The organism is Arthrobacter sp. SLBN-122, assembly GCF_006715165.1.
Taxonomy (GTDB): Bacteria; Actinomycetota; Actinomycetes; order Actinomycetales; family Micrococcaceae; genus Arthrobacter.
The window spans coordinates 905,155-925,201 of sequence record NZ_VFMS01000001.1 but is presented as its reverse complement, the minus strand read 5'-3'; the positions used below and the strand labels follow the sequence as shown (position 1 = coordinate 925,201).

The 20,047-nt window shown below is 66.1% G+C and carries 20 protein-coding genes; 8 read left to right on the top strand and 12 right to left on the bottom strand.

From position 1 onward, the window contains the following. Position 1 precedes the first annotated feature (1 nt). From FBY36_RS04345 to FBY36_RS04325, 5 genes are all read right to left on the bottom strand, one after another. Positions 2–682 carry a potassium channel family protein gene (locus FBY36_RS04345; protein WP_442858229.1) on the bottom strand — a complete coding sequence of 227 codons (681 nt, stop codon included), beginning with the start codon at positions 680–682 and terminating at the stop codon, positions 2–4. A 4-nt stretch (positions 683–686) separates the two neighbouring features. Continuing rightward, complete coding sequence (locus tag FBY36_RS04340; protein ID WP_142117499.1) at positions 687–2,147, bottom strand: TrkH family potassium uptake protein; 1,461 nt, start codon at positions 2,145–2,147, stop codon at positions 687–689. A gap of 66 nt (positions 2,148–2,213) precedes the next feature. Continuing rightward, positions 2,214–3,527: an alpha/beta hydrolase gene (locus tag FBY36_RS04335; RefSeq protein ID WP_235008716.1), complete on the bottom strand. Its 1,314-nt coding sequence runs from the start codon at positions 3,525–3,527 to the stop codon at positions 2,214–2,216. A 93-nt stretch (positions 3,528–3,620) separates the two neighbouring features. Then, positions 3,621–4,367, bottom strand: coding sequence for an ABC transporter permease (locus tag FBY36_RS04330; RefSeq protein ID WP_142117498.1), 747 nt, complete (start codon positions 4,365–4,367; stop codon positions 3,621–3,623). A 37-nt stretch (positions 4,368–4,404) separates the two neighbouring features. Then, positions 4,405–4,605, bottom strand: a complete 201-nt coding sequence (locus FBY36_RS04325) for a DUF2795 domain-containing protein (RefSeq protein WP_142117497.1) — start codon at positions 4,603–4,605, stop codon at positions 4,405–4,407. Between the two features lie 143 nt (positions 4,606–4,748). Between FBY36_RS04325 and FBY36_RS04320 the strand changes: the two genes are divergently transcribed. The 3 genes from FBY36_RS04320 (at position 4,749) to FBY36_RS04310 (ending at position 10,120) form a co-directional block, all read left to right on the top strand. Next, positions 4,749–7,322, top strand: a complete 2,574-nt coding sequence (locus FBY36_RS04320; RefSeq protein WP_142117496.1) for a DUF4118 domain-containing protein — start codon at positions 4,749–4,751, stop codon at positions 7,320–7,322. Beyond that, positions 7,319–8,002, top strand: a complete 684-nt coding sequence (locus tag FBY36_RS04315; protein WP_142117495.1) for a response regulator — start codon at positions 7,319–7,321, stop codon at positions 8,000–8,002. The genes FBY36_RS04320 and FBY36_RS04315 overlap by 4 nt, the downstream gene beginning before the upstream one ends. Before the next feature lie 141 nt (positions 8,003–8,143). Beyond that, the gene (locus FBY36_RS04310; RefSeq protein WP_142117494.1) at positions 8,144–10,120 is read left to right on the top strand and encodes an amino acid transporter; all 1,977 of its coding nucleotides are present in this window, start codon (positions 8,144–8,146) and stop codon (positions 10,118–10,120) included. Here the strand turns inward: FBY36_RS04310 and FBY36_RS04305 are convergent. Further along, on the bottom strand, positions 10,089–10,568 hold the full coding sequence (locus FBY36_RS04305; RefSeq protein WP_235008715.1) for a hypothetical protein: 480 nt from the start codon (positions 10,566–10,568) through the stop codon (positions 10,089–10,091). The genes FBY36_RS04310 and FBY36_RS04305 overlap by 32 nt on opposite strands. A gap of 155 nt (positions 10,569–10,723) precedes the next feature. Here FBY36_RS04305 and FBY36_RS04300 point away from each other — a divergent pair, with 155 nt between their 5' ends. After that, positions 10,724–11,242 carry a GNAT family N-acetyltransferase gene (locus FBY36_RS04300; RefSeq protein ID WP_142117493.1) on the top strand — a complete coding sequence of 173 codons (519 nt, stop codon included), beginning with the start codon at positions 10,724–10,726 and terminating at the stop codon, positions 11,240–11,242. A gap of 38 nt (positions 11,243–11,280) precedes the next feature. Here the strand turns inward: FBY36_RS04300 and FBY36_RS04295 are convergent, their stop codons facing one another. The 5 genes from FBY36_RS04295 to FBY36_RS04275 all read right to left on the bottom strand — a co-directional run bounded on the left by FBY36_RS04295 (position 11,281) and on the right by FBY36_RS04275 (position 14,698). After that, positions 11,281–11,511, bottom strand: a complete 231-nt coding sequence (locus FBY36_RS04295) for a hypothetical protein (RefSeq protein WP_142117492.1) — start codon at positions 11,509–11,511, stop codon at positions 11,281–11,283. A 138-nt stretch (positions 11,512–11,649) separates the two neighbouring features. After that, the gene (locus FBY36_RS04290) at positions 11,650–12,300 is read right to left on the bottom strand and encodes a copper resistance CopC family protein (protein ID WP_142117491.1); all 651 of its coding nucleotides are present in this window, start codon (positions 12,298–12,300) and stop codon (positions 11,650–11,652) included. Positions 12,301–12,394: 94 nt separating this feature from the next. After that, on the bottom strand, positions 12,395–13,030 hold the full coding sequence (locus tag FBY36_RS04285) for a hypothetical protein (RefSeq protein ID WP_142117490.1): 636 nt from the start codon (positions 13,028–13,030) through the stop codon (positions 12,395–12,397). A gap of 41 nt (positions 13,031–13,071) precedes the next feature. Continuing rightward, positions 13,072–13,449: an ArsR/SmtB family transcription factor gene (locus FBY36_RS04280; RefSeq protein WP_056329065.1), complete on the bottom strand. Its 378-nt coding sequence runs from the start codon at positions 13,447–13,449 to the stop codon at positions 13,072–13,074. Then, positions 13,409–14,698, bottom strand: a complete 1,290-nt coding sequence (locus tag FBY36_RS04275; RefSeq protein ID WP_142117489.1) for an MFS transporter — start codon at positions 14,696–14,698, stop codon at positions 13,409–13,411. Before FBY36_RS04275 ends, FBY36_RS04280 begins: the two co-directional genes overlap by 41 nt. 58 nt (positions 14,699–14,756) lie before the next feature. On the opposite strand from FBY36_RS04275, the gene FBY36_RS04270 reads away from it, so the two are divergent. After that, positions 14,757–15,251 (top strand): peptidase, encoded by a 495-nt coding sequence (locus FBY36_RS04270; protein ID WP_142122473.1) that lies wholly within the window; start codon positions 14,757–14,759, stop codon positions 15,249–15,251. 63 nt (positions 15,252–15,314) lie between these two features. Here FBY36_RS04270 and FBY36_RS04265 read toward each other — a convergent pair whose 3' ends face one another. Further along, positions 15,315–16,907, bottom strand: a complete 1,593-nt coding sequence (locus FBY36_RS04265; protein ID WP_142117488.1) for an IclR family transcriptional regulator — start codon at positions 16,905–16,907, stop codon at positions 15,315–15,317. Positions 16,908–17,064: 157 nt separating this feature from the next. On the opposite strand from FBY36_RS04265, the gene FBY36_RS04260 reads away from it, so the two are divergent. From FBY36_RS04260 to FBY36_RS04250, 3 genes are read left to right on the top strand one after another with little or no spacing between them, the layout of a single operon-like run. Then, a complete protein-coding gene (locus FBY36_RS04260; protein WP_142117487.1) occupies positions 17,065–18,378 on the top strand; it encodes an MFS transporter in 1,314 nt (437 codons plus the stop codon). Positions 18,379–18,387: 9 nt separating this feature from the next. After that, positions 18,388–19,377 (top strand): hydroxyacid dehydrogenase, encoded by a 990-nt coding sequence (locus tag FBY36_RS04255; protein WP_142117486.1) that lies wholly within the window; start codon positions 18,388–18,390, stop codon positions 19,375–19,377. A 17-nt stretch (positions 19,378–19,394) separates the two neighbouring features. Beyond that, on the top strand, positions 19,395–20,036 hold the full coding sequence (locus FBY36_RS04250) for an RraA family protein (RefSeq protein ID WP_142117485.1): 642 nt from the start codon (positions 19,395–19,397) through the stop codon (positions 20,034–20,036). Positions 20,037–20,047 lie beyond the last annotated feature (11 nt).

Below are 20,047 nucleotides of genomic sequence, written 5' to 3'. Positions count from 1 at the left end.
CCTACAGCAGCGTGCTGAACCGCTCCGCAAGGTTCTTGGGGCCCTGCACGATGATCTGGTCGTCGTCGTAAAGGACTGTCTGGGCGGTGGTGTGCTGCCAGGTCGAGCCCGGTCTTTTGACTGCCACGATGGTGATCCCGTACTGGTCCCGCAGGCCCAGCACGCCGAGGGGACGGTTCCTCGCCTCGGACGGGGGCTGGGTGCGGATCATGACAAAGTCGTCTTCGAATTCCACGTAGTCAAGGATGGAACCACGCACCAGGTGCGCCACCCGCTTGCCCATGTCGTGCTCGGGACGGATCACGTTTTCGACGCCCAGCTGGACCAGGATTTCGGCATGGGGTTCGCTGATGGCCTTGGCCCAGATCTGTGGGTGCTTGAAGGTCAGCAGCCTGGAGGTGGTGAGGATGCTGGCCTCCAGGTCGGTGCCGATGCCCACCACGGCGCGGTCGAATTCGTGGACGGAAAGCTGGCGCAGGACCTCCTCCTTGGTGGAGTCGGCGCGCACCACGTGCGTCAGCCTGCCGTTGTAGGACTGGACAATGTCCTCGTCGCTGTCGATTCCCAGCACTTCCGTGCCTTGGGCTTCGAGCTCGAGTGCCAGGGCTCCGCCGAAGCGCCCCAGGCCTATGACGACCACGGAGTCCGCCTGAGCCACTCGCCCGGCTTTCCGAATGAACATGTCCTTAGCCAATGAGGGGCCTTTCCTTGGGGTATTCGTACATGATGGGCCTGCTCCGCACCGCCAGGGCGGTGCCCAGCGTGACGGGGCCAAGGCGGCCGATGAACATCAGCAGGATCAGGACCACCTGGCCGGCAGGGGGCATGCCGGCGGTGATGCCGGTGGACATGCCCACCGTGGCAAACGCCGAGACTACCTCGAAGAGGATGCGCTCCTGGCCGAAATCGGTGATCAGCATCAGGAACATCGTGGCCGCGGTAACGACCGCGATGGCGAGGAGCACCACGGTGATGGCCTGCCGGTGCACGGCCCGGGAGAGCCGCTTACCGAAGATGTTGACGGCGGTGCCGCCGCGCAGTTCGGTGGACAGGATGAAGAACAGCACTGCGAAGGTGGTGATTTTCAAGCCGCCGGCGGTACCGGCCGGCCCGGCGCCAATGAACATCAGGATGTCCATGCCCATCCAGGACACTGGGTGCATCTGGCCGATGTCGATGCTGTTGAAGCCGGCGGTGCGGGTGATGACGGACTGGAAGAAGCCGTTCATGAGCCGTTCGGCCGGGGCCAGCCCGTCAAGGGTTGCGCTGTTGGTCCATTCGACTGCCGTCAGGAAGGCAGTGCCGAGCACCAGGAGCAGGGCTGTGCCCACCAGCACCAGTTTGGTGTTCATGCTCCAGAAGACGGGCCGGCGGTACTGCCGCCGCAATTCAAACAGCACCGGGAAGCCAAGACCGCCAATGATCACGCCGGCAGCGATCGGCAGGATGACCCAGGGGTCGCGGGCGAAACCCATCAGGTTGTCTGAGTAGAGCGCAAATCCGGCGTTGTTGAATGCGGAGACGGCATGGAAGACACCATGCCAGATGGCCTCGCCGGGAGGATAGCCGTACCCTGCCAGGAACCGCAGGGTGAGGATCCCGGCCAGGGTTCCCTCCACGGTGAGGGTAATCAGGAAGACTCCCAGCAGGACGCGGCGGACGTCGCCGAAGCCCACGCTCTTGGTTTCGGCGGCTGCCAGCATCCGCGACCGCAGGCCCAGCCTTCTTGCCGCGAACACGCCCAGGAGCGTGCCGAAGGACATTACGCCAAAGCCGCCTACCTGGATCAGGACAAGGATGACGGCCTGTCCGAACCCGGTCCAGAACACGGGCGTGTCCACCGTGATCAGCCCGGTGACGCACACCGCCGAAGTGGCCGTGAACAGGGCCTCCAGCGGGGAGGCGGCGCCAGCTCCGGCCTTGGCCGCCGGCAGCATCAGCAGTCCCGTTCCTACTGCGATGGCCAGTGCGAAACCCAGGACAATCAACTGTGCGGGGTGGCGGGGCGCTGCGCGGCGCACCAGGTGTGGCAGGGCACGCAGCCAGGTGCCGGCGTCGTTCGTGGCGTTGCGGACGCTTGACGGCGGGCTCGGCTTAATCTTCCGGCGTGGCGTTGGGGTGCCGCGCTGGTAAGCCTTCAGGTGCATAGCGGCCACGGTACCACCGCGGCACGCCCTGCCGTGCGTCAAGGGCTGACCGGCCATACCTTAGCGTTACCCGGCGAGCAACCGCACCTGGTTGCGCATCACGTCGAAAAAGACGTCCTGGTTCTCGGCGCTGCCCAGCCCGTGCCCTCCCTCCAGCCAAATCAGCTTCTTGTCCGGTGCCGAGAGCGAGTTGTAGTAGTCCTCCACCAGTGACGCCATGGCATTGATGTCGTTCCGGCCTACGAAGAAGTAGACAGGAACATCCAGCTCCAGGGCCTGTTGACGGAAGTCCAGGTTCTCGAGTTGCGGGTAGACGGCGTTGAAGGATTCGATCACCCCGCGCGTGTGGTTGACCTTGTCGATGTAGCCATATTCGGGGACGAAGAACGGGATGAGCGGCACGGCCACCGAAAAACGCAGCGATCCCATCATCTCGTTCAGCACGTCCAGGAAGGCGACGTAGGGGGACGCCACGTTGTCCCCGCGGTAAGGCGGCGGACCGTTCCGCCGGAGTTCGTCGGCACGGCCCTTGTCGCCCTGTTCATCAAGGTGCTGAAGCGCCAGCCCGTAGCCCATGCGGTCGTTCTCCGTGGTGTTCACCATCTGGCCGCTGCTGGCGAACGCGTGGTACAGCTCCGGGTGCTCCTGGACCAGCCAGAGGCCGATGATGCTGGACCATGAAACGCCGTAAATGAAGATCTTCTCTTGCTTGAAGCGCTCCCGCAGCAGGTTGGTCAGGGCAACGGCGTCCTTCACGTACCGTTCCTTGTTGAGGTCTTTGACCGGCACCGAACCGTATGACTTCCCGGTGCCCGGCTCGTCCCAGCTGACCACGGTGAACGTGTCCTCCAGCTGCCTGAACTCCTGGGCATTGAAGAAGCCGCCGCCGCCCGGGCCGCCCATCCCCAGGTTCAGCAGCACAGGGTTGGATGCGTCGTGCCCGCGGACCATGATCCACTGCTCGCTGCCGTTAAGCTCCACCTTCTCAGCGCCCGCAATGCTGCCCGGCACTGGCTGGCCGTCGGGACCCGTGACCGGCGGGGTGCCGGACAGAATCTGGGACGCACCCACGGCCACTGCGGCCACGAGTGCCAGCACGCCCACGCCGGCCAGCTGTGCGTGCGGTTTCCGTCGCCGCACCACCAGCCACACCACGCCTGCCAGCCCCACCAGGAGCAGGGGCAGCCAGGCGAAAACGGGTACTCCGGTGGTGAGCGGCAGCAACATGACGGGAAGGAGAAGCACGACGGCGGCCAGGAGCGCCAGGGTTGTCTTCCAGGCAACACCGCGACGCCGCGGCCCGGGTTCGCGTGGTTGAGCCGCGGCGGGGTCTGTGGCTGGGGTGATCCGGCGGGGGTTCATGGCATGCGGGGGTGGCATAAGGATGGGCCGTTTCAGGACCCGGGGAGCCACTTCGACCTTCCCTCAGTACACCCGGGCGGGCTAGGGCTGAAGGTCCCGCGCCTGCCGCCCTTACGCCGGCACCGGCCGCACCTTCACGTTGCCCAGCGAACGGATCAGCGCCACGGCGGTGATGGACCCGGCCGCCATGATCGAGGCCAGCACCACCACCTGGAACCGGCCGGCTTCCAGCGGCGAGGCGCCGCCGAAGATCGCGCCCACGAACGCGCCGGGAAGGGTGACCAGCCCGGTGGTTTTGGTCTGGTCGGTCGACGGGATTAGGGCCGAATGAACGGCCTGCCGGGCCTGGATCAGGGTGGCCTGCCGCGGCGTTGCGCCCAGCGCCAGCCAGCCCTCCACCTGGTCCCACTGCTCCACGACGGCTTCAAAGAAGCGGCGGCCGGCCAGGGTGGCGATGGTCATGGAGTTGCCGATCACGATTCCGCCCACGGCCAGCAGGTACCGCGGCGCGAACTCGATGGCACCCGTTCCAAACACGACGGCGAGGGTCACCAGGATGCCGGCGGCCATGGTCGCGGCCACCAGGGCAAAGCGCCGCCAGGACCAGGTGAGCCGCCGCGTCGCCGTCACGGAAGCGACGCTGAACATGACCAGCAGGGCCGCGGCCACCCAGAGCGGGCTGCTGATGACGCCGCCCAGCACCAGGCTGATGGCGGCGAGCTGGGCCGCCCCGCGGAGGATGGCCAGGGCAGGGGAGAGGTACGACGGCGTCCGCGCCGCCCGGAGGATGCCCACCGTGAGTGCCGCCAGGATGGCGACGGCCACGAGGGTGGGCAGCAGGGCGGAAAGGGCGGGCATGCCGCCAGCTTAGCCGGGCCGGCGGAAGCGGGCCCCCTTAGGAGTTGCTGTCCGAAATCGCTGAGCTTACCGCCGTCGGGCTGTCGTATTCCCGGTCCGGGAGCGCCTCGAGGGCCTGGATCACGTTGCTGTCGGCGCCGGAGTCCTTTGCCCGGGACAGCAAGTCGTCGCGTTTCGCCGGATAGTCGATGCCGCCCAGGAACTTCTGGATCTGGATGGGGTTGGGGGTGTCTGCCATGGTGCCGGGTTTCCTTTCGGTGTGCCGCTCTGGTCTCCGTGGCCCACCACGTTCGGGCCGCGGTGGACTTATCGTAGCCCTGCCGCCGGGCCGGTGCACGCAGCGAGTTGGTCCGGGCGGCCGGAGGGGATAAGACTGTGGATATGGCACGGGGAATGCTTCGGATCTTCCTGGGTGCGGCGGCAGGGGCCGGCACCACGTACTCCATGCTGCGGGAAGCGCACCGCCTTGCGGCCTGCGGCAGGGACGTCGCCGTTGGCATCGCAGCGGACCACGGCAGGCAGGAAACCAGGCAGCTTCTTGACGGGCTCGACGTCGTGGCGCCGCGGCTGCCACAGGCCGCCCACGGAGCGGAGGTACCGGAGCTCGACGTCGAGGCCGTGCTTGCGCGGAAGCCGGAAGTGGCCGTCGTCGACGAATACGCGCACGTCAACACCGAAGGCAGCAGTAATGAACGCCGTTGGCAGGACATTGAGGAGCTTTTGGCCGCCGGGACCGACGTGCTGACCACCCTGGCAGTCCAGCAGCTGGCCTCGCTGAAGGATGTTGTCGCCGCAATCACTGACGAGCCGGGGGAGGGCCCGGTCCCGGACGCTGTGGTGCGGCGAGCAGACCATATCGAGCTGGTGGACATATCACCGGAACTGCTGCGGCAGAGGGTGGCCGACGGGAAGGTCTTCCCGAAGGACAGGATCGACGCCGCCCTGGCGGGCGAATATCGCCTGGGCAACCTCATTGCCCTCCGTGAGATCGCCTTGATTTGGTTGGCTGACCGGGTGGATGAAGGCCTGGCGAATTACCGGGAAAGCCAAGGCATCACCGCTACCTGGCCGGCCCGTGAGCGGATCGTCGTGGGACTCAGCGGGGGCCCGGAAGGGGAAACGCTCGTCCGGAGGGCGTCCCTCATCCTGTCCAGGGTCAACGGCGGGGATCTGCTGGCTGTCCACGTTAGAAGGTCAGAGGAACGCAGCGCGGCGCCGGTCCGGTTGCTGGACGCGCAGCGGCAGCTCGTGACCGAACTCGGCGGCACCTCCCACACGGTGTCCGGTGAGGATCCAGCGAAATCGCTCCTGGAATTCGCCCGCAGCGTCAACGCCACGCAAATCGTCATCGGTGCCTCGCCCGGACGCTTTTGGAACCGGATCCTTGGCACCAGTCCAGGCGCCAAAGTGGTCCGCGGCTCCGGTGATATTGACGTGCACATCGTCTCCCATCAGCAGGGTGGCCATGGATTGCCGGCGCCGGCGCACGCCGCGCTCAGCCGAAGGCGCACCGCGGCCGGTTTCGTCCTGGCCGTACTCCTCCCGGTCCTGGTGACCGCGGCGCTGTCCGGCAGCCCGGAGCTGAACCTGGCCACCCACGCGCTCGTCCATCTGACCGGAGTCATGGCGGTGGCGTTCATCGGCGGACTGTGGCCCGCGGTGCTCGCAGCCGTCCTGGACTCGCTGCTGCTCAACTACTTCCAGACGGACCCGGTGGGAACATTCAACATCAGCGACCCGCAGAATGTCTTCGCGCTGCTGGTTTTCCTGAGCGCGGCGGTGGCCGTGTCACTCGTGGTGGGGCTGTCCGCCAGGCGTGCCCGGGAAGCGGCACGTGCACGCGCGGAAGCCGCCACCCTCGCTGACCTGGCCCGCGACGCCCTCCTCGCCGACGACACCGTCGCGGCATTCATGGACAAGGTCCGGGAGACCTTCCAGGTCCGGTCCGCCGGGCTCTTCACCAAACCCGTGAACGGGGAAGCAACGTGGACACTGCAAGCCTTTTCGGGTGACGCGCCGCCCCCCTCCCCGGATGCTGCAGCCTTGACGGACAGCGTGGAACTCCCCGATGCCGGGACCGCCTTGGTCCTCTCCGGGCGGACCCTCACGGCCGGCGACAGGCTCCTCCTGGCCGCCCACGGCGCCCATCTCCTCCTGCTGCGCCAACGGCACGCCCTTCAGCGGACGCTGCAAAGCACCACAAAACTCGCCGAGGGTAACAGCGTCCGCACCGCTATCCTGCGGGCCGTCGGCCATGACCTGCGCACCCCGTTGGCGGGGATAAAGCTGGCGGTAACGGCCCTGCGCCGCCAAAGCCGCAGGCTGCCGGATGAGGTACAGGCCGAGATGCTCGAGACGATCGATTCCTACACCGAGCGCCTGGACGCCCTGATTTCCAACCTCCTGGACATGTCCCGGATCTCCAGCGGCTCGGCGGCACCGCTGACCGGCCCTGTCACGTGGCGCGACGCGATCGAGGATGCCCTGCGCGGCCTCCCTGCCGACCGCATCCGGATTGACCTCGCCCCCAACATTCCCGCCGTGTACGCCGACCTGGGGATGCTGGAGCGGGTCATCGCCAACATCGTGGAAAACGCGCTGAAATACGCGCCGTCGTCCGATGTTGCCATCGTTGGCGTCCCGGGCCGATCCCCTGCAATGGACGACGGCGGCATCCCCTTCGGCGAGTTGCGCATCGTTGACCACGGGCAGGGTGTGCCCGCTGCCGCCGTCGAGGACATGTTCCAGCCTTTCCAGCGCCTCGATGACGCGCCCGCTGGCCTCGGCATGGGGCTTGGCCTCGCCGTCGCGAAAGGCTTCACCGACGCCATGGGCGGCCAGCTGCTGGCCGAGCCCACCGCCGGCGGGGGATTGACGATGATTATTCGCCTGCCCCTCCCGCCCGGACGGTCCATGTCCAACGTTCCCGGGAAAGCAGGCACCAGCACATCATGAGGACCGTACTGGTTGTTGATGACGAGCCGCAGCTCCTGCGCGCCCTCCAGGTGAACCTGGAAGCGGAGGGCTACCGGGTGCTCACTGCCCTGGATGGGATGGCCGCCCTGAAGCACGCGGAGGGCAGCCACCCGGACGCCATGGTGCTGGACCTGGGCCTGCCGGACATCAACGGCGTGGACGTGATCACCAGGATCCGCCGCACCAGCAGTATGCCCATCATTGTGCTGTCAGCGCGGCACGGCTCCGTGGACAAGGTCCGGGCGCTGGACGCCGGGGCGGACGATTACGTGACCAAACCGTTCGGCCTGGACGAACTCCTGGCCCGGCTGCGGGTGGCCGGCCGCCGGACCGGGACGCCGGAGGTGGCGGACGATGGCGCAGCGGTGGACGTGGGCGATTTCGAGGTGGATCTGGCAAGGCGGAAGGTGACGCGTGCAGGGGAGGCTGTCCGCCTCACCCCGCGCGAGTGGGCCATCCTGGAACTGCTGGTGCGCAATCCCGGACGGCTCATCACGCAGCAGCAGATGCTTGGGAAGGTCTGGGGTCCCGGCTACGACAACGAGACCCACTACCTGCGCGTCTACATGGGCCAACTGCGCCGCAAGCTGGAGGCAGATCCGTCCCGGCCCCGGCACCTGCTGACGGAAGCCGGGATGGGCTACCGGTTCGAGCCGTGACCTGCCGGGGGAGTCCCGCGCCGCCGTCGTAAACAGGGCGTAAAGGATTCGTCAAGATATCCCCGGCCCGCCCGCCTGCCGTTTCCGCCGGTGCTAGCTTCGCAATGGTCGCGGTGCAACGGGCAGCGCGGAAAGGCGGACATGACGACGTTAAGCAGGCCCCCGGCGGATCCCTCCGCGCCCCATCCGCACGGCAGGAAGGCGCTCCAGGACTGGCTGCTGTTTGGACTGCAGGACAGCAAGGGTGCCCATCCCGGCCCCGGCGGCGTGCCCACGCGGCACGAAAAGAAGCATTCGTGGTGGCAGGTCATGTGCCTTACCGGTGTGGACTACTTCTCCACGCTCGGCTACCAGCCGGCCATCGCGGCGCTGGCAGCCGGGGTCATCTCACCGCTGGCCACCCTGGTGCTGGTGGCGGTGACCCTGCTGGGCGCCCTGCCGGTCTACCGGAGGGTCGCCGGTGAAAGCCCCCGCGGTGAAGGGTCCATTGCCATGCTTGAGCGGCTGCTGCCCCGCTGGGGAGGCAAGCTCCTGGTGCTGGTCCTCCTGGGGTTCGCCGCCACTGACTTCATGATCACCATGACTCTCTCGGCGGCCGACGCCACCGCGCACCTGATCGGCAATCCAGTCGCCCCCGGGTGGCTCCAGAACCAGAACGTCCCCGTCACGCTCTTCCTGCTGGCCCTGCTGGCGGCCGTGTTCCTGCGCGGATTCAAGGAAGCCATCGGCGTCGCCGTCGTCCTGGTGGTCCTCTACCTGGGCCTGAACGCCGTGGTGGTGGTTGCCACCCTCGCACAGGTGGTCGCGCATCCCGCGGCGATGGGGGACTGGTGGACCAATCTATGGGTATCCCACGGAAACCCGTTGACGGCCGTGGCTATCGCGCTGCTTGTGTTCCCCAAACTGGCGCTGGGCCTGTCGGGCTTCGAAACCGGCGTCGCCGTGATGCCACAGGTCCGTGGAGCGGTGGACGATACCGAAGACAACCCCAAGGGCCGCATCAGGGGTGCGCGGCGCATGCTCACCACCGCCGCGGTGATCATGAGCGTCTTCCTCCTGACCACCAGCTTCATCACCGTTGTCCTCATCCCGGAACAGGAATTCCAGCCCGGCGGCCAGGCGAACGGCCGTGCCCTGGCCTACCTGGCGCACGAATACCTTGGCGTGGGATTCGGCAGCGTTTATGACGTCAGTACCATCGGCATCCTCTGGTTCGCCGGCGCATCAGCCATGGCCGGCCTGCTGAACCTGGTTCCCCGGTACCTGCCGCGCTACGGCATGGCTCCGGCCTGGGCCAAGGCTGTCCGGCCCCTGGTGCTCGTCTTCACGCTAATCGGCTTCCTGATCACCTTCATTTTCAACGCCGACGTCGATGCCCAGGGCGGCGCCTACGCCACCGGCGTCCTTGTGCTGATGACCTCCGCGGCGGTGGCCGTTACGCTGTCGGCGCGCCGGCGCGGGCAGCGGAACCTTACGCTGGGCTTCGGCACCATCTCGGTGGTGTTCGCGTACACCACGGTGGCCAACATCTTTGAACGTCCCGAAGGCATCCGGATCGCTGCCGTGTTCATCCTGGGCATCATTGTCATCTCACTGCTGTCCAGGGTCCGGCGTTCCTTTGAGCTGCACGCAACCCGGGTGCATCTGGACCAGCAGGCCCTGGAGTTCATGTCCAGCACCCTGGACGGGCCCATCACCATCATCGCGCACGAGCCCCTGCGGCTGTCTCCGGAGGCATACCGGGACAAACTCGAATCAGCCATCGAGGTCAGCCACCTCCCGCTGGCCGGTGATGCCCTGTTCCTTGAGGTCGTCGTGGACGACTCCTCAGACTTCGAAACCGAGTTGTACGTGCGCGGCGTGACCCGCCACGGCTACCACATCCTCGAAGTCCACGGACCGGTAGTCCCCAACACCATCGCCTCCGTCCTGCTGCACATCAGGGACGTCACAGGGCTGATGCCGCACATCTACTTCCGCTGGACGGAGGGCAACCCCATCACCAACCTCGTCCGGTTCCTGTTCCTGGGCGAGGGTGAAATCGCGCCCGTGACCAGGGAAGTGCTGCGCGAGGCCGTGCCGGATGTCACCCAGCGTCCATGGGTCCACGTGGGCTGACCGGAGGTTCCACCGCGGCCCGGTGCTGCACCGCCACGTTCCGCACCGTCCCGTCCCTGTTCCCTGATCCCGCCACATGCGCAACCGAGGCTGCAACGCGGGCGGCGTCCGCGAGGCTCGACGGGAGGTGCGTGCGGAAGGCTGCCTCGGCGTCGTCCTCCCAAACTCCCGCCGCCAGCACCACTACATGCACCATGTCGCCGTAGGAATCATTGCAGGCGAGGAGGTCGCCGGGGACTTTGTGCCCGGGCGATCCCGGTAGACCAGGGGACGGCCAGGGCTGGAAAATGACCCACCAGCCCTCGCCGTCCTGGTCAGGGAAAAGGTAACCTGCGGCCGGATGAAGGGCTCGGCCGTTCAGCCCACGGCCGCCGTAGCCCTCAACGGCTTCAGCCGCCGCGGCGAACCTGACCCTGCCCCGGTCTTCGGGCACCTCATCCCATCGCATCTGCGCTCCTTGCCTCAACACACGCCGTCTACGCCTCCATCAAAGGACCGTGTCCGCGAAAAGGGGGCGGCCGGGACGATTTAATGACGGATTCTTTACACCCGTCCCACCTCGGCGGGGCTGGAGGCGGCGGTGGCGGCACGATAATGGGAGCCATGCAAAAGCCCGTCACCATCCGCCCCATGCGCCCTGAGGACTGGGACGCGGTCCACGCCATTTACGCCGCAGGCATCGCCACGGGGGAGGCCACCTTCGAGAGCGAGCCGCCTACCTGGGAGGCGTTCGACGGCGGCCGGTTGCCCGGGCACCGGCTGATCGCCGAGGACGCGGGAAGGGTGTTGGGGTGGGCCGCGGTATCGTCCGTGTCGTCCCGGGAGGTTTACCGGGGCGTCGTCGAGCACTCGATCTACGTTGCGCCGGAAACGCACGGGCGGGGCGTGGGCCGGCTCCTCCTGAACGCCCTGATCGACTCCACCGAAGCCGCAGGGATCTGGACCATCCAGTCCAGCATCTTCCCGGAGAACATGGCAAGCCTTGCCCTGCACCAGCGCCTCGGCTTCCGGGTGGTGGGAACCAGGGAACGGATTGCCAGGATCAGCCACGGCCCGAAGGCCGGCCACTGGCAGGACACCCTGCTCCTGGAACGCCGCAGCGGGGTCGCCGGCACGGAATAGCCCGCCCGGAGCTGGCCCCGCTGCTCACAGCGAAGGTGTCACCCGGTCGTCGGCTCTTCATCGTTGGCGACAGCCTCGATCCAATCGACGGCCTCGTCGGACAGCTGGGGACCATCCGCTGTCTGGACGGCCCAGTCAGCATCGGTCGTGCCGCCGGTGGCTGCCTTGATGTCGGCGATGACGTGCGGCGGCAGCGGTTCGCCATTGTGGGCCATGAGCCAGCCGCGTGTTTCCGCAGGGATCAGAGGCCACCACTCATGTATGTTCATCAATGCAGTGTTGCACCGGTGATGTCGTGTGCATAGATTCCGCCTGGATCGCCACCACGGCTCGGGCGTCTTGACCGGAAAACATCAAAGGCCCGTCCGGAAGCTGATGCTCCGGACGGGCCCCGTGGTTCTGTATGTCTAGTCGTTCTTGCTTGCTGCCGCTTTCGTACGGCGGCCGATCAGGTAGGCGCCCACGGCCACGAGGACCAGCAGGACGGCCCCGAGCCCGATGAACAGGCCGGCATTGTCGGCGCTTTGCGTTGCGGCGGGCGTTGCAGCCTGTGCTTCCGGCGTCGGTGTTGTTGTTGAAGCAACTGCCGGCGCCGTGACGGGAGCTGACGATTCCTGGTGGGTCCCGGCTCCTTCAGAGTGTCCGGTTCCTTCGGAGGCGGCTGCTTCTTCAGGAGTGTAGGTGAAGCTGAAGGTCCCGTCGATCGGATGGCCGTCCGCCGAAACCGCCCGCCATTCCACTTTGTGCTTGCCGGGGTGGTCGATGTCCGCGTCCGTGCTGAGGGTGTTGCCGTCCACGGTGGGCTCGCCGGCGCTGACTACATGCCCGTCGGGGGCGGTGACCTTGATGGAGTTTGATCCGGGCAGCCGGGTGTCCGGGGCGTTGCTCAGGGTGATGGAGACCTTCCCGGGGTTGGTGGTGACGGTTTGCCCGTTGGCGGGGCTGCTGGAGGCGAGGGCATCGTGTGCCTGCGCCGGGGCCGTGCCGGCAACGGCGGACAGGGCAAGGAGTGCGGCCAAAGCGCCGGCGGTGCGGGCGCGGCGGAGTGAAGATTTCACGTGCTGGGTGTCCTTTCGGGACAGCCTGAAGCACCGGCGTGGTGCGGTCAGGCAAGGAAAGACTGGATGACTGGCAGCGGTTGGGACCGCGGCATCACAGGGTGGCGGAGGCCGGAAGTCCCTGGGCAGAAACCGGCGGGCCGCGGAGGGCAGGAACCCGCAGGCACGGGTGCAGCCTCGGGATGAATGAAACCCTGGGCGCCGCCGGGGGAACCCACAGCGGCAGGACCTTGACGCGCAGGATCACGGCGAGGGGCGCGAACCAGGCCAGCATCCGCCACAGCGCCGATTCCCCGCGGGCCAGCAGCAGGGCGGTGAGCGCCACGGCGAGGATGTGCGCCCCTGTCATGGCCGGTTCGGGGAGCGCCGGGACGTTCAGGGCCGTGAGCCCGGTCCCTGCTGTTGCGCACCCGGGGACGGTTTGGGCTTGATGGTGTCCGTAGGCTGCGATGCCCGCTGACATGCAGTTTTCAGAGGTTTGGGGAAGGGCGTTGAACGCCTCATGCAGGGCCACCTGCCCAAGAGCCAGCGCTGCGGTGATGGAGCCCGGACCCAGCCGCCGCCGGGCCAGGACTGTGACCGGGAGCAGAACCAGGACGGCCAGCACCGCCAGCACGGAAGGAGCCGGCAGGAGCCCGCCGGCGGCGGTGTGCGCGGCAGCCGCGAGTCCCAGGATCAGGCCGGTGACGGTGAGGGCGCGCGGCAGGGTCAGGGGTGCCGGTGTGGGCATCGTCCTGCCTTCCTGCTGCCGGCCCGTCTGGGATGCGGGGGTTAGTCGTGGGTCGGTTCGCCGGTGAGGCGGTGGTCTGCGTGGTTGATCGTCTCCCGGATCAGGCGGACCAGGTGCCCGTCGTGCAGGGAGTAGATGATGTGCCGGCCGTTCCTGTGCGTATCCACCAAACCGCTGAGCCGCAGCTTGGCCAGATGCTGGCTGACCACGGTCCGGGGCACGGTGGAGGCCTGCGCCAGTTCCGTGACGGACTTGGGCCCGTCAGCGAGCTGCCACAGCAGGTGCAGCCGGGTGGGTTCGGCCAGCATCCGCAGGGTCCCGGCGGCTGTTTCCAGGAGCTGGGGTCCTGGAGCTACCTGGTGGACCAGCGAAGGCGCGTCAGGCGCGGGGCTGGTGGCGTGCTGTGGTTCGCTGCCCATGCCCTTGCTCCCTGCTCTCGGTCGATCCGGCCGTCCGCTGGGTGTGCCGGGGCCAGGACAGGAAAGCTCCTGCCGTCCCTATCATCGCAAGAATCAGCAGCGCCAGCGAAGCCGGGCCCAGACCGGCGGCCGCCCCGGCGATGCCGGCCACTGGGTAGCTGATGATGTAGCAGGCGTGCGACAGGGAGAACTGGGCGGTGAAAACGTAGGGCCGGGTTTCCTCCGTGGACGCTTCCCGCAGCAGCCGTGCGGAGGGGGTCAGGATGGTGGAGTTGCCGGCGCCGAGCACGAACCACAGCACCAGGAGCCACCACCACGTCGAATACCCGGCGGGCAGGAACAGCAGCACGGCGGCCCCGGCCAGGGCCAACGGGATGACGGCGGCACCGGTAAGCATCATCGTCCGGTCACCCAGCCGTTCAAGGATCCGCGGCGCGGACAGGGCCACCGCCATGGACCCCACGCCGAAGCAGGCAAGTGCCAGGGCCAGGTCAGTGTCCGGGCGGTGCAGGACCTGCCGCACCACCACCACGCTGTTTACCAGCACCAGCGCGGTGGGGGCGGAGACCACCAGGTTCAACGCGAGCAATGAGCGCAGCTTCCGGTTCCGCCAGAAGATGCGGGTGCCCAGGGTGGTGCGGTGCCAAAGCGAGGACGCCCCGCCCTGCTGGACGGGGGCGGTGGCCGGGAGGACCGTCAGGACCACCATCAGCGCCGAGAAAAGGAAGCCGCCCACCGTTCCGAGGAACAGGTTGTTGTAGCTGAGGACGGTCAGCAGCAGCGCGGCGATGGCCGGGCTTACCAGTGCTTCCATGTCGTAGGCCAGGCGGGAGAGGGAGAGTGCCCGGGTGTAGTCCTTCTCGTCCTTGAGGACGGCCGGGATCAGCGACTGGAACGCGGGCGTAAACGTTGCTGAGGCTGACTGCAGCAGGAAGATCACCAGGTAGATCTGCCAGGTCTCGGTAATGAACGGCAGACATAACGCCATTCCGGCCCGGATCAAGTCGGCGCCGATCAGCACCGGCTTCTTGGGCAGCCGTGCCACCACGGCGTTGATCACCGGGGCGAAGCCGACGTACGCGAACATCTTGATGGTCAGCGCGGTGCCCAGGACGGCTCCGGCGTCCTTCCCGGCCAGGTCGAATGCCAGCAAACCCAGCGCCACGGTCAGCAGCCCCGTGCCCAGCAGCGCCACGACCTGCGCGGCAAACAACCGCCGGTACGTGGCATCCCGAAGAACTGAGAGCATGCCTAACCCCTCCAAGTGCAAATGTGCGTAGATGTGCACATAAGCCTATCCTTGAATGATGGGCTACAGAACCTTGGCGGGCGCCGTAACGGCAAGCGGCGGTATCGAGGCGCAGATCCCGGGCCAGGGCAGCTTTACGGTCACGGGGGAGGCGGCGCGGATGATTGAGGTCTTCGGCGGGCTGCTGCACTGCTACCAGGGTGCCGGAGGTTGCCGGAAACAGGGGTTGTACTTCTCGCGGACCGAACCCCGGAAGTTCCTGCGCTGCGGGCTCTCCGCTCCCGGGGACAGCCTGGAGGACACCGGGGCAGGCGAAACCGCCGATCAAGGCGGGTTGGAGAACGTCGCCATCAGCGTCAGTCATGAGCTGGCTCCGAAGCTGGACGGCGCGGTCCTGGACTTCGGCACCTACAACAAGATGCAGCGTTTCGTGTGGCTGGCCATGCCGGCGGTCAAGGGACCGTCATGCACCTGCCTGCGTTCCCTCGGTGCTCCCGCGGGGAAGCGGTCTCCCTGTTTGGATGACCAGGGCCTTGGACTTGCGGATCTCTGAACACAGGTCCTTCCCCCAAGAGCGGCAACACCTGACTGAAAGCGGTGGTATGTGCGACGTCCCTTACCCAGCAATGATCATCGGTGTTCGGGTTTCCGGCGATTTTGTTGGTTCGGGTTCTGCTTGGGCTGGTGGCGACTGTGGGTCCGTGGAGAGCAGTCGACTGAGCCGAAGTGCTGTTTGGACGACGGCGGCAATAAGCTCTTCGGCTGGGGTCCCGGCGACGCGGTGGTTGGGAATGGTCGCTGTGACTGATCCGCCGACGGTTCCGTTAATGAAAATCGGGGCCGCTATTCCATGGGCGTCAGGTACTCTTTCGCTGTCGGTGGCGGCCCATCCCTGGGTGCGCACGCCTTCAAGTTCTTCTGCCCGGATAGTGGCTGCATCACTGATCGGTGCGTCATGGGTTTGCGGTAGGTAGGCGAGGATTGCCTTGCCTGCTGCTCCTGCTGTGAGCGGTATTTCGGATCCTTCATCCAGCACGTAGCGGACATTGCGGGCACCCACGTGGGAGCGGGCGATGTAGGCCCTTTTTTCGCCGGCGTCATAAAGGGCGAGCGTGATGGTTTCACCGGTCTGTTGGCTAAGGGACAGGAGGTCGTCGTCAACGATTTCAGACAGTTCATGCTTGGTGCCGAGGGCGGCGGACCAGCGCAGCAGCGTGGGACCGATTGTCCAGGTGCGTTGGTCCGGTTTTGTCATCAGGCCTGCATCACAAGCCGATTCGGCAAGACGACGGGTGGCTACCGAACGCGTTCCCCATAGGGTGGAAAGGTCGGACAGGGTCAGTTTGGCCAGCGGCTGGCCGCAGAACGTGGTGATAATGGCCGTAATCCGGTCAATGAGCGCGGAGGATTCTGCCGGGGGCAGACCCGGGGTGCGTACTGACGATTGGCTGGAGCGAAGTATGTCCTCCAATTCCTCCGCGGCCTGGCGCAGGGTTTCCGCGCCAGGGGCAATGGACGATTCTTCGAACTCATTGCGTGGCCGGGACAATGAGAGTGAGCCGACGAGGTGGTCACTGACGGTGAACGGGACTGCTATTCCCGCTGCATCCGGGATGTGCTGTCCGATGCTGACCACCGCATCGATGGAGGCGTAGCTCTCCAGCGCGTTTTCGATCCGCTTTCGGCTGTCCATGGAAGCTTCGGTGTATTTCTTCAGCTCATCCGGCAACCCAGCCGTTCCCCGGCGGGAGAGAATGGCCAGGCCCAATGCGCCGGCGTGGGTGGGGACGACGGAGCCGGGGGTGAGCGTGTACCGGACTGGGGCGTCAGGTTCGAGGGATGCCAGCACGAAGCATTCTTCCGGTTTTCCGGTTTCCACCGCCATCAGGGCGGTCGCTCCCGAAGTCTGGCTCAAGCGGGAAAGGATGCGGGAGCCTTCCGTGAAGAGCGGGTGCCCCTTCTGCAGTGCTTTGGAGAGGACTTTCAGGCGGGGCCCGAGAATATAGGCTCCGGCGGCGTCGCGGGAGACAAAGCGTTCTTCCACGAGGCGGCTTAGGATCCGGTTGATTGTGCTCCTGCTGGCGCCCAGCTCATCGGCGAGCTCCCGAACGCCCCAGCCGTAGCCGGTGCGGCCGATGACAGCCTCGAGGACCGCGACCACTTCTTTTGAGCCATCCCGCTGCGGTGCCTGGGGGTCCTGTTCCTCCATACCCGCAGTATTTCACGCCCCAGCAGCCCCGGACGCAGAATGCGCCGCCGTGGAAGAACCCACTTGACAGTGGCTTGGAGCACATGCATTCTTTAAACATCCCCGGAAATGAGACAGCGTCCCATTTTTCTAACCTCGTAGACAGAGAGGTCTTCGAATGACTACCCCCACATTGGCCGCCCCTGACCTGGCGCGGCGGAAGAAAGCCAAAAAGGCAACAGGCGTTGCCGCCTTCGGAACCTTCATCGAGTACTACGACTTCAGTGTCTACGGCTACGTCGCTGCGACACTGGCGACGGTGTTCTTCCCCAGCAAGGATCCGCTGATGTCGCTGCTGGACACGTTGCTGGTGTTCGGGTCGGCCTTCATCGTTCGCCCACTGGGCGCAGTCTTCTTCGGCCGTCTCGGTGACAAAAAGGGACGCCGTTTCAGCCTGATTGCCAGCATCACCTGCATGGGGGCCGCAGCAACGCTGACCGGGCTCCTGCCGGGCTTCGCGCAGATCGGCGCTTTGGCCCCCATCCTGCTGGTGATCCTGCGGATGCTGCAGGGCTTCTCCACGGGCGGTGAAATCGGCGGTGCCGCAGCGTATATCCGCGAGTGGGCCGAACCCAGCAAGCGTTCTTTGTACGTCTCGATGATTCCCAGCATCGCCCAGCTTGGTAAAGGTCTTGCAGCGGGCCTTGCTGCCCTTGCCGCCCTCACGATGCCGGCGGCAGCGATGACTGAATGGGGTTGGCGCATCCCGTTCCTGCTTGCCCTGCCGCTGGGCATCCTGTGCCTCATCCTCCGCCTCAAGGTCGAGGACAGCCCGGAGTTCACCGCCATCAAGGACAAAGACACGACGGCCGACAAGCCGTTCCGTGAGGTCCTGACCAAGTACCCGAAGGCCTTGGCCAAAGTCACGACTATCTCCCTGGTCCAGAACCTCGGCACTTACATCGGCACGGTCTTCGTTGCCGTCTACTTCAGCGAAGTCCTTGGCTTCAAGAAGAGCGAAGCATCAACCATCGTCCTGCTTGCAGTGATTTTCGCCGCCGTCTTGATCCCCTTCGCCGGTCAACTGGGCGACCGCATCGGCGGCCGCAAGGTTCTCCTGTGGTCCTACATCGCCTACGCCGTCATCTCAATCCCGTCCTTTGCGCTGATGAACCAGCAATCCTTTGCGCTGGCACTGCTCGGCCTGGGCCTCGGCATCATCCCTTACGCCCTTTGCCAGGCCGGAACCTACGGTTCCATGCTCGAGTTCTACCCCACCCGCATCCGCCACACCGGCGTCGCCTTCGGCCACAGCGTCGGCGCTGTCATCGGCGGGGGAGCAGGCCCCTACTTCGCCACTTGGCTGATCGACCAAACCGGCAACACGTTCGTCCCCGCCTTCGTCCTGGTCGCCGCCGGCCTGCTCGGACTCCTCGTCGTAGGACTCACGGTCAAGAAAAACGGCGCCGCGTCCGAACACCTCTACCGATAGGCAATCCCCTTGACGAACATCTACATCTCGGACCCCATCCACCCGGACGTCCTCACCGACATCCAGGCCACGGCCACAGTCCACCTCGGTTTCGGACCCGGCAAAGTCGACTACCTTAGCGTCAGCGACAGCATCGACGGCGTCATCCTCCGGGCCGAAAACTTCAACCGCGAGATTATCGAAGCCTCGCCACGGCTCAAGATCATCGCGCGCCACGGTGTCGGCACCAACAACGTGGATATCGACGCGGCAAGCGAACACGGCATCTGGGTGACCACCACACCAGGGGCCAACAGCAACGCCGTCGCCGAGCACGTTTTCGCGCTCCTGCTCACTGAAGCCAGGAAGGTCTGCGCCGCCGCGGACCGCGTCCGGGCCGGAAACTGGTCCGAAAGCAAAGCCGACCTGATCGGGTTCGAACTCTCAGGTCGCACCATAGGCATCATCGGATTCGGTGCCATCGGCAAGCGCGTCGCCGCGATCGCCAAAGGCTTCGGCATGCAGATCCTTGCCTCAGACCCGGTCGCAACCACCGCAGACGCCGCAGCCGCAGGAGCAGACCTGGTTGAACTGGACACCCTTTACGACGGTGCGGACATCATCACCCTGCACGCGCCGCTGCTGCCGAGCACCCAGCATATGATCAGTGCGCGCGAGCTGGGCTTGATGAAGAAAACAGCGGTCCTCATCAATACATCACGTGGCGGGCTGATCGATGAGGACGCCCTCGTGGATGCCCTCGCAGAGGGACAGATTGCCGGCGCAGCGCTGGATGTCCTCGAAGCCGAAAGCAAAGACATGAAGGATCCGCTGGCCCACACCCGCGTTTCCCTGGGAGAAGTGCCAAACCTCATCGTTACCCCGCACATAGCCGGCCAAACCCAGGAAGCGTTCCTCGAAGCCGGAACCAAATCCTGGGCCGAGGTCAAGGCGGTGCTGGCCGGCAACACACCAACCTTTCCAGTCAACGCCGGCGACCTGCAAAAGCTCGCCGTCTAACCCGATCAAGGAACCACGTGTATATCAACGCACCGGCAGACAACATCGCCGTCTACCCCGAATGGCCCCGCCCCTCCCGGGACATCGTGCAGTCCCTCGCCGCCTACCCGCCAGCACTGATCGGGGACGTGCGCAAACGCATGGACATGATGTCCGCCGACATCCGCTGCCTCACCCCCGGCACCCGCCTTGCCGGCACAGTGCTGCCCATCCACATCTGGGAAGGTGACAACCTCGCCATCCACCGGGGCCTGGACGAAGCCAAACCGGGCGACGTGCTGGTGATCGCCGGTAACGGCGTGACCAACCGGTCCGTTTTCGGCGGAATTCTCGCCGAGATCTGCCTGCACAAAGGCGTCGGCGGAGTCATCATCGACGGCGCCGTCCGGGACGTCGAAGAAATGAACGCCATGGGCATCGCAGTGTTCGCCCGCGCTGTCGTCCCCGCAGGCCCCTCCAAGAACGGGCCCGGCTACGTCGGCAAGCCGATCGCCTGCGGAAACGTCGTCTGCAACCCCGGAGACGTCGTCATCGGGGACCAGGACGGCATCGTCGTCATCCCACAATCAGAACTCAGCGAAACCCTCCAGGCCCTGCCAGGCCAAGAGAACCTCGAACGACAGATCCGCTCCCGCATCACCGAACACGTCGCCCCCTAGACGAACCCGTC

Excerpts from the sequence above, each read along its gene's own strand:
- FBY36_RS04345 (WP_442858229.1), bottom strand. The coding sequence starts at position 682 with ATGTTCATTCGGAAAGCCGGGCGAGTGGCTCAGGCGGACTCCGTGGTC.
- FBY36_RS04340 (WP_142117499.1), bottom strand. The coding sequence starts at position 2,147 with ATGCACCTGAAGGCTTACCAGCGCGGCACCCCAACGCCACGCCGGAAG.
- FBY36_RS04335 (WP_235008716.1), bottom strand. The coding sequence starts at position 3,527 with ATGCCACCCCCGCATGCCATGAACCCCCGCCGGATCACCCCAGCCACA.
- FBY36_RS04330 (WP_142117498.1), bottom strand. The coding sequence starts at position 4,367 with ATGCCCGCCCTTTCCGCCCTGCTGCCCACCCTCGTGGCCGTCGCCATC.
- FBY36_RS04325 (WP_142117497.1), bottom strand. The coding sequence starts at position 4,605 with ATGGCAGACACCCCCAACCCCATCCAGATCCAGAAGTTCCTGGGCGGC.
- FBY36_RS04320 (WP_142117496.1), top strand. The coding sequence starts at position 4,749 with ATGGCACGGGGAATGCTTCGGATCTTCCTGGGTGCGGCGGCAGGGGCC.
- FBY36_RS04315 (WP_142117495.1), top strand. The coding sequence starts at position 7,319 with ATGAGGACCGTACTGGTTGTTGATGACGAGCCGCAGCTCCTGCGCGCC.
- FBY36_RS04310 (WP_142117494.1), top strand. The coding sequence starts at position 8,144 with ATGACGACGTTAAGCAGGCCCCCGGCGGATCCCTCCGCGCCCCATCCG.
- FBY36_RS04305 (WP_235008715.1), bottom strand. The coding sequence starts at position 10,568 with ATGCGATGGGATGAGGTGCCCGAAGACCGGGGCAGGGTCAGGTTCGCC.
- FBY36_RS04300 (WP_142117493.1), top strand. The coding sequence starts at position 10,724 with ATGCAAAAGCCCGTCACCATCCGCCCCATGCGCCCTGAGGACTGGGAC.
- FBY36_RS04295 (WP_142117492.1), bottom strand. The coding sequence starts at position 11,511 with ATGAACATACATGAGTGGTGGCCTCTGATCCCTGCGGAAACACGCGGC.
- FBY36_RS04285 (WP_142117490.1), bottom strand. The coding sequence starts at position 13,030 with ATGCCCACACCGGCACCCCTGACCCTGCCGCGCGCCCTCACCGTCACC.
- FBY36_RS04280 (WP_056329065.1), bottom strand. The coding sequence starts at position 13,449 with ATGGGCAGCGAACCACAGCACGCCACCAGCCCCGCGCCTGACGCGCCT.
- FBY36_RS04275 (WP_142117489.1), bottom strand. The coding sequence starts at position 14,698 with ATGCTCTCAGTTCTTCGGGATGCCACGTACCGGCGGTTGTTTGCCGCG.
- FBY36_RS04270 (WP_142122473.1), top strand. The coding sequence starts at position 14,757 with ATGGGCTACAGAACCTTGGCGGGCGCCGTAACGGCAAGCGGCGGTATC.
- FBY36_RS04265 (WP_142117488.1), bottom strand. The coding sequence starts at position 16,907 with ATGGAGGAACAGGACCCCCAGGCACCGCAGCGGGATGGCTCAAAAGAA.
- FBY36_RS04260 (WP_142117487.1), top strand. The coding sequence starts at position 17,065 with ATGACTACCCCCACATTGGCCGCCCCTGACCTGGCGCGGCGGAAGAAA.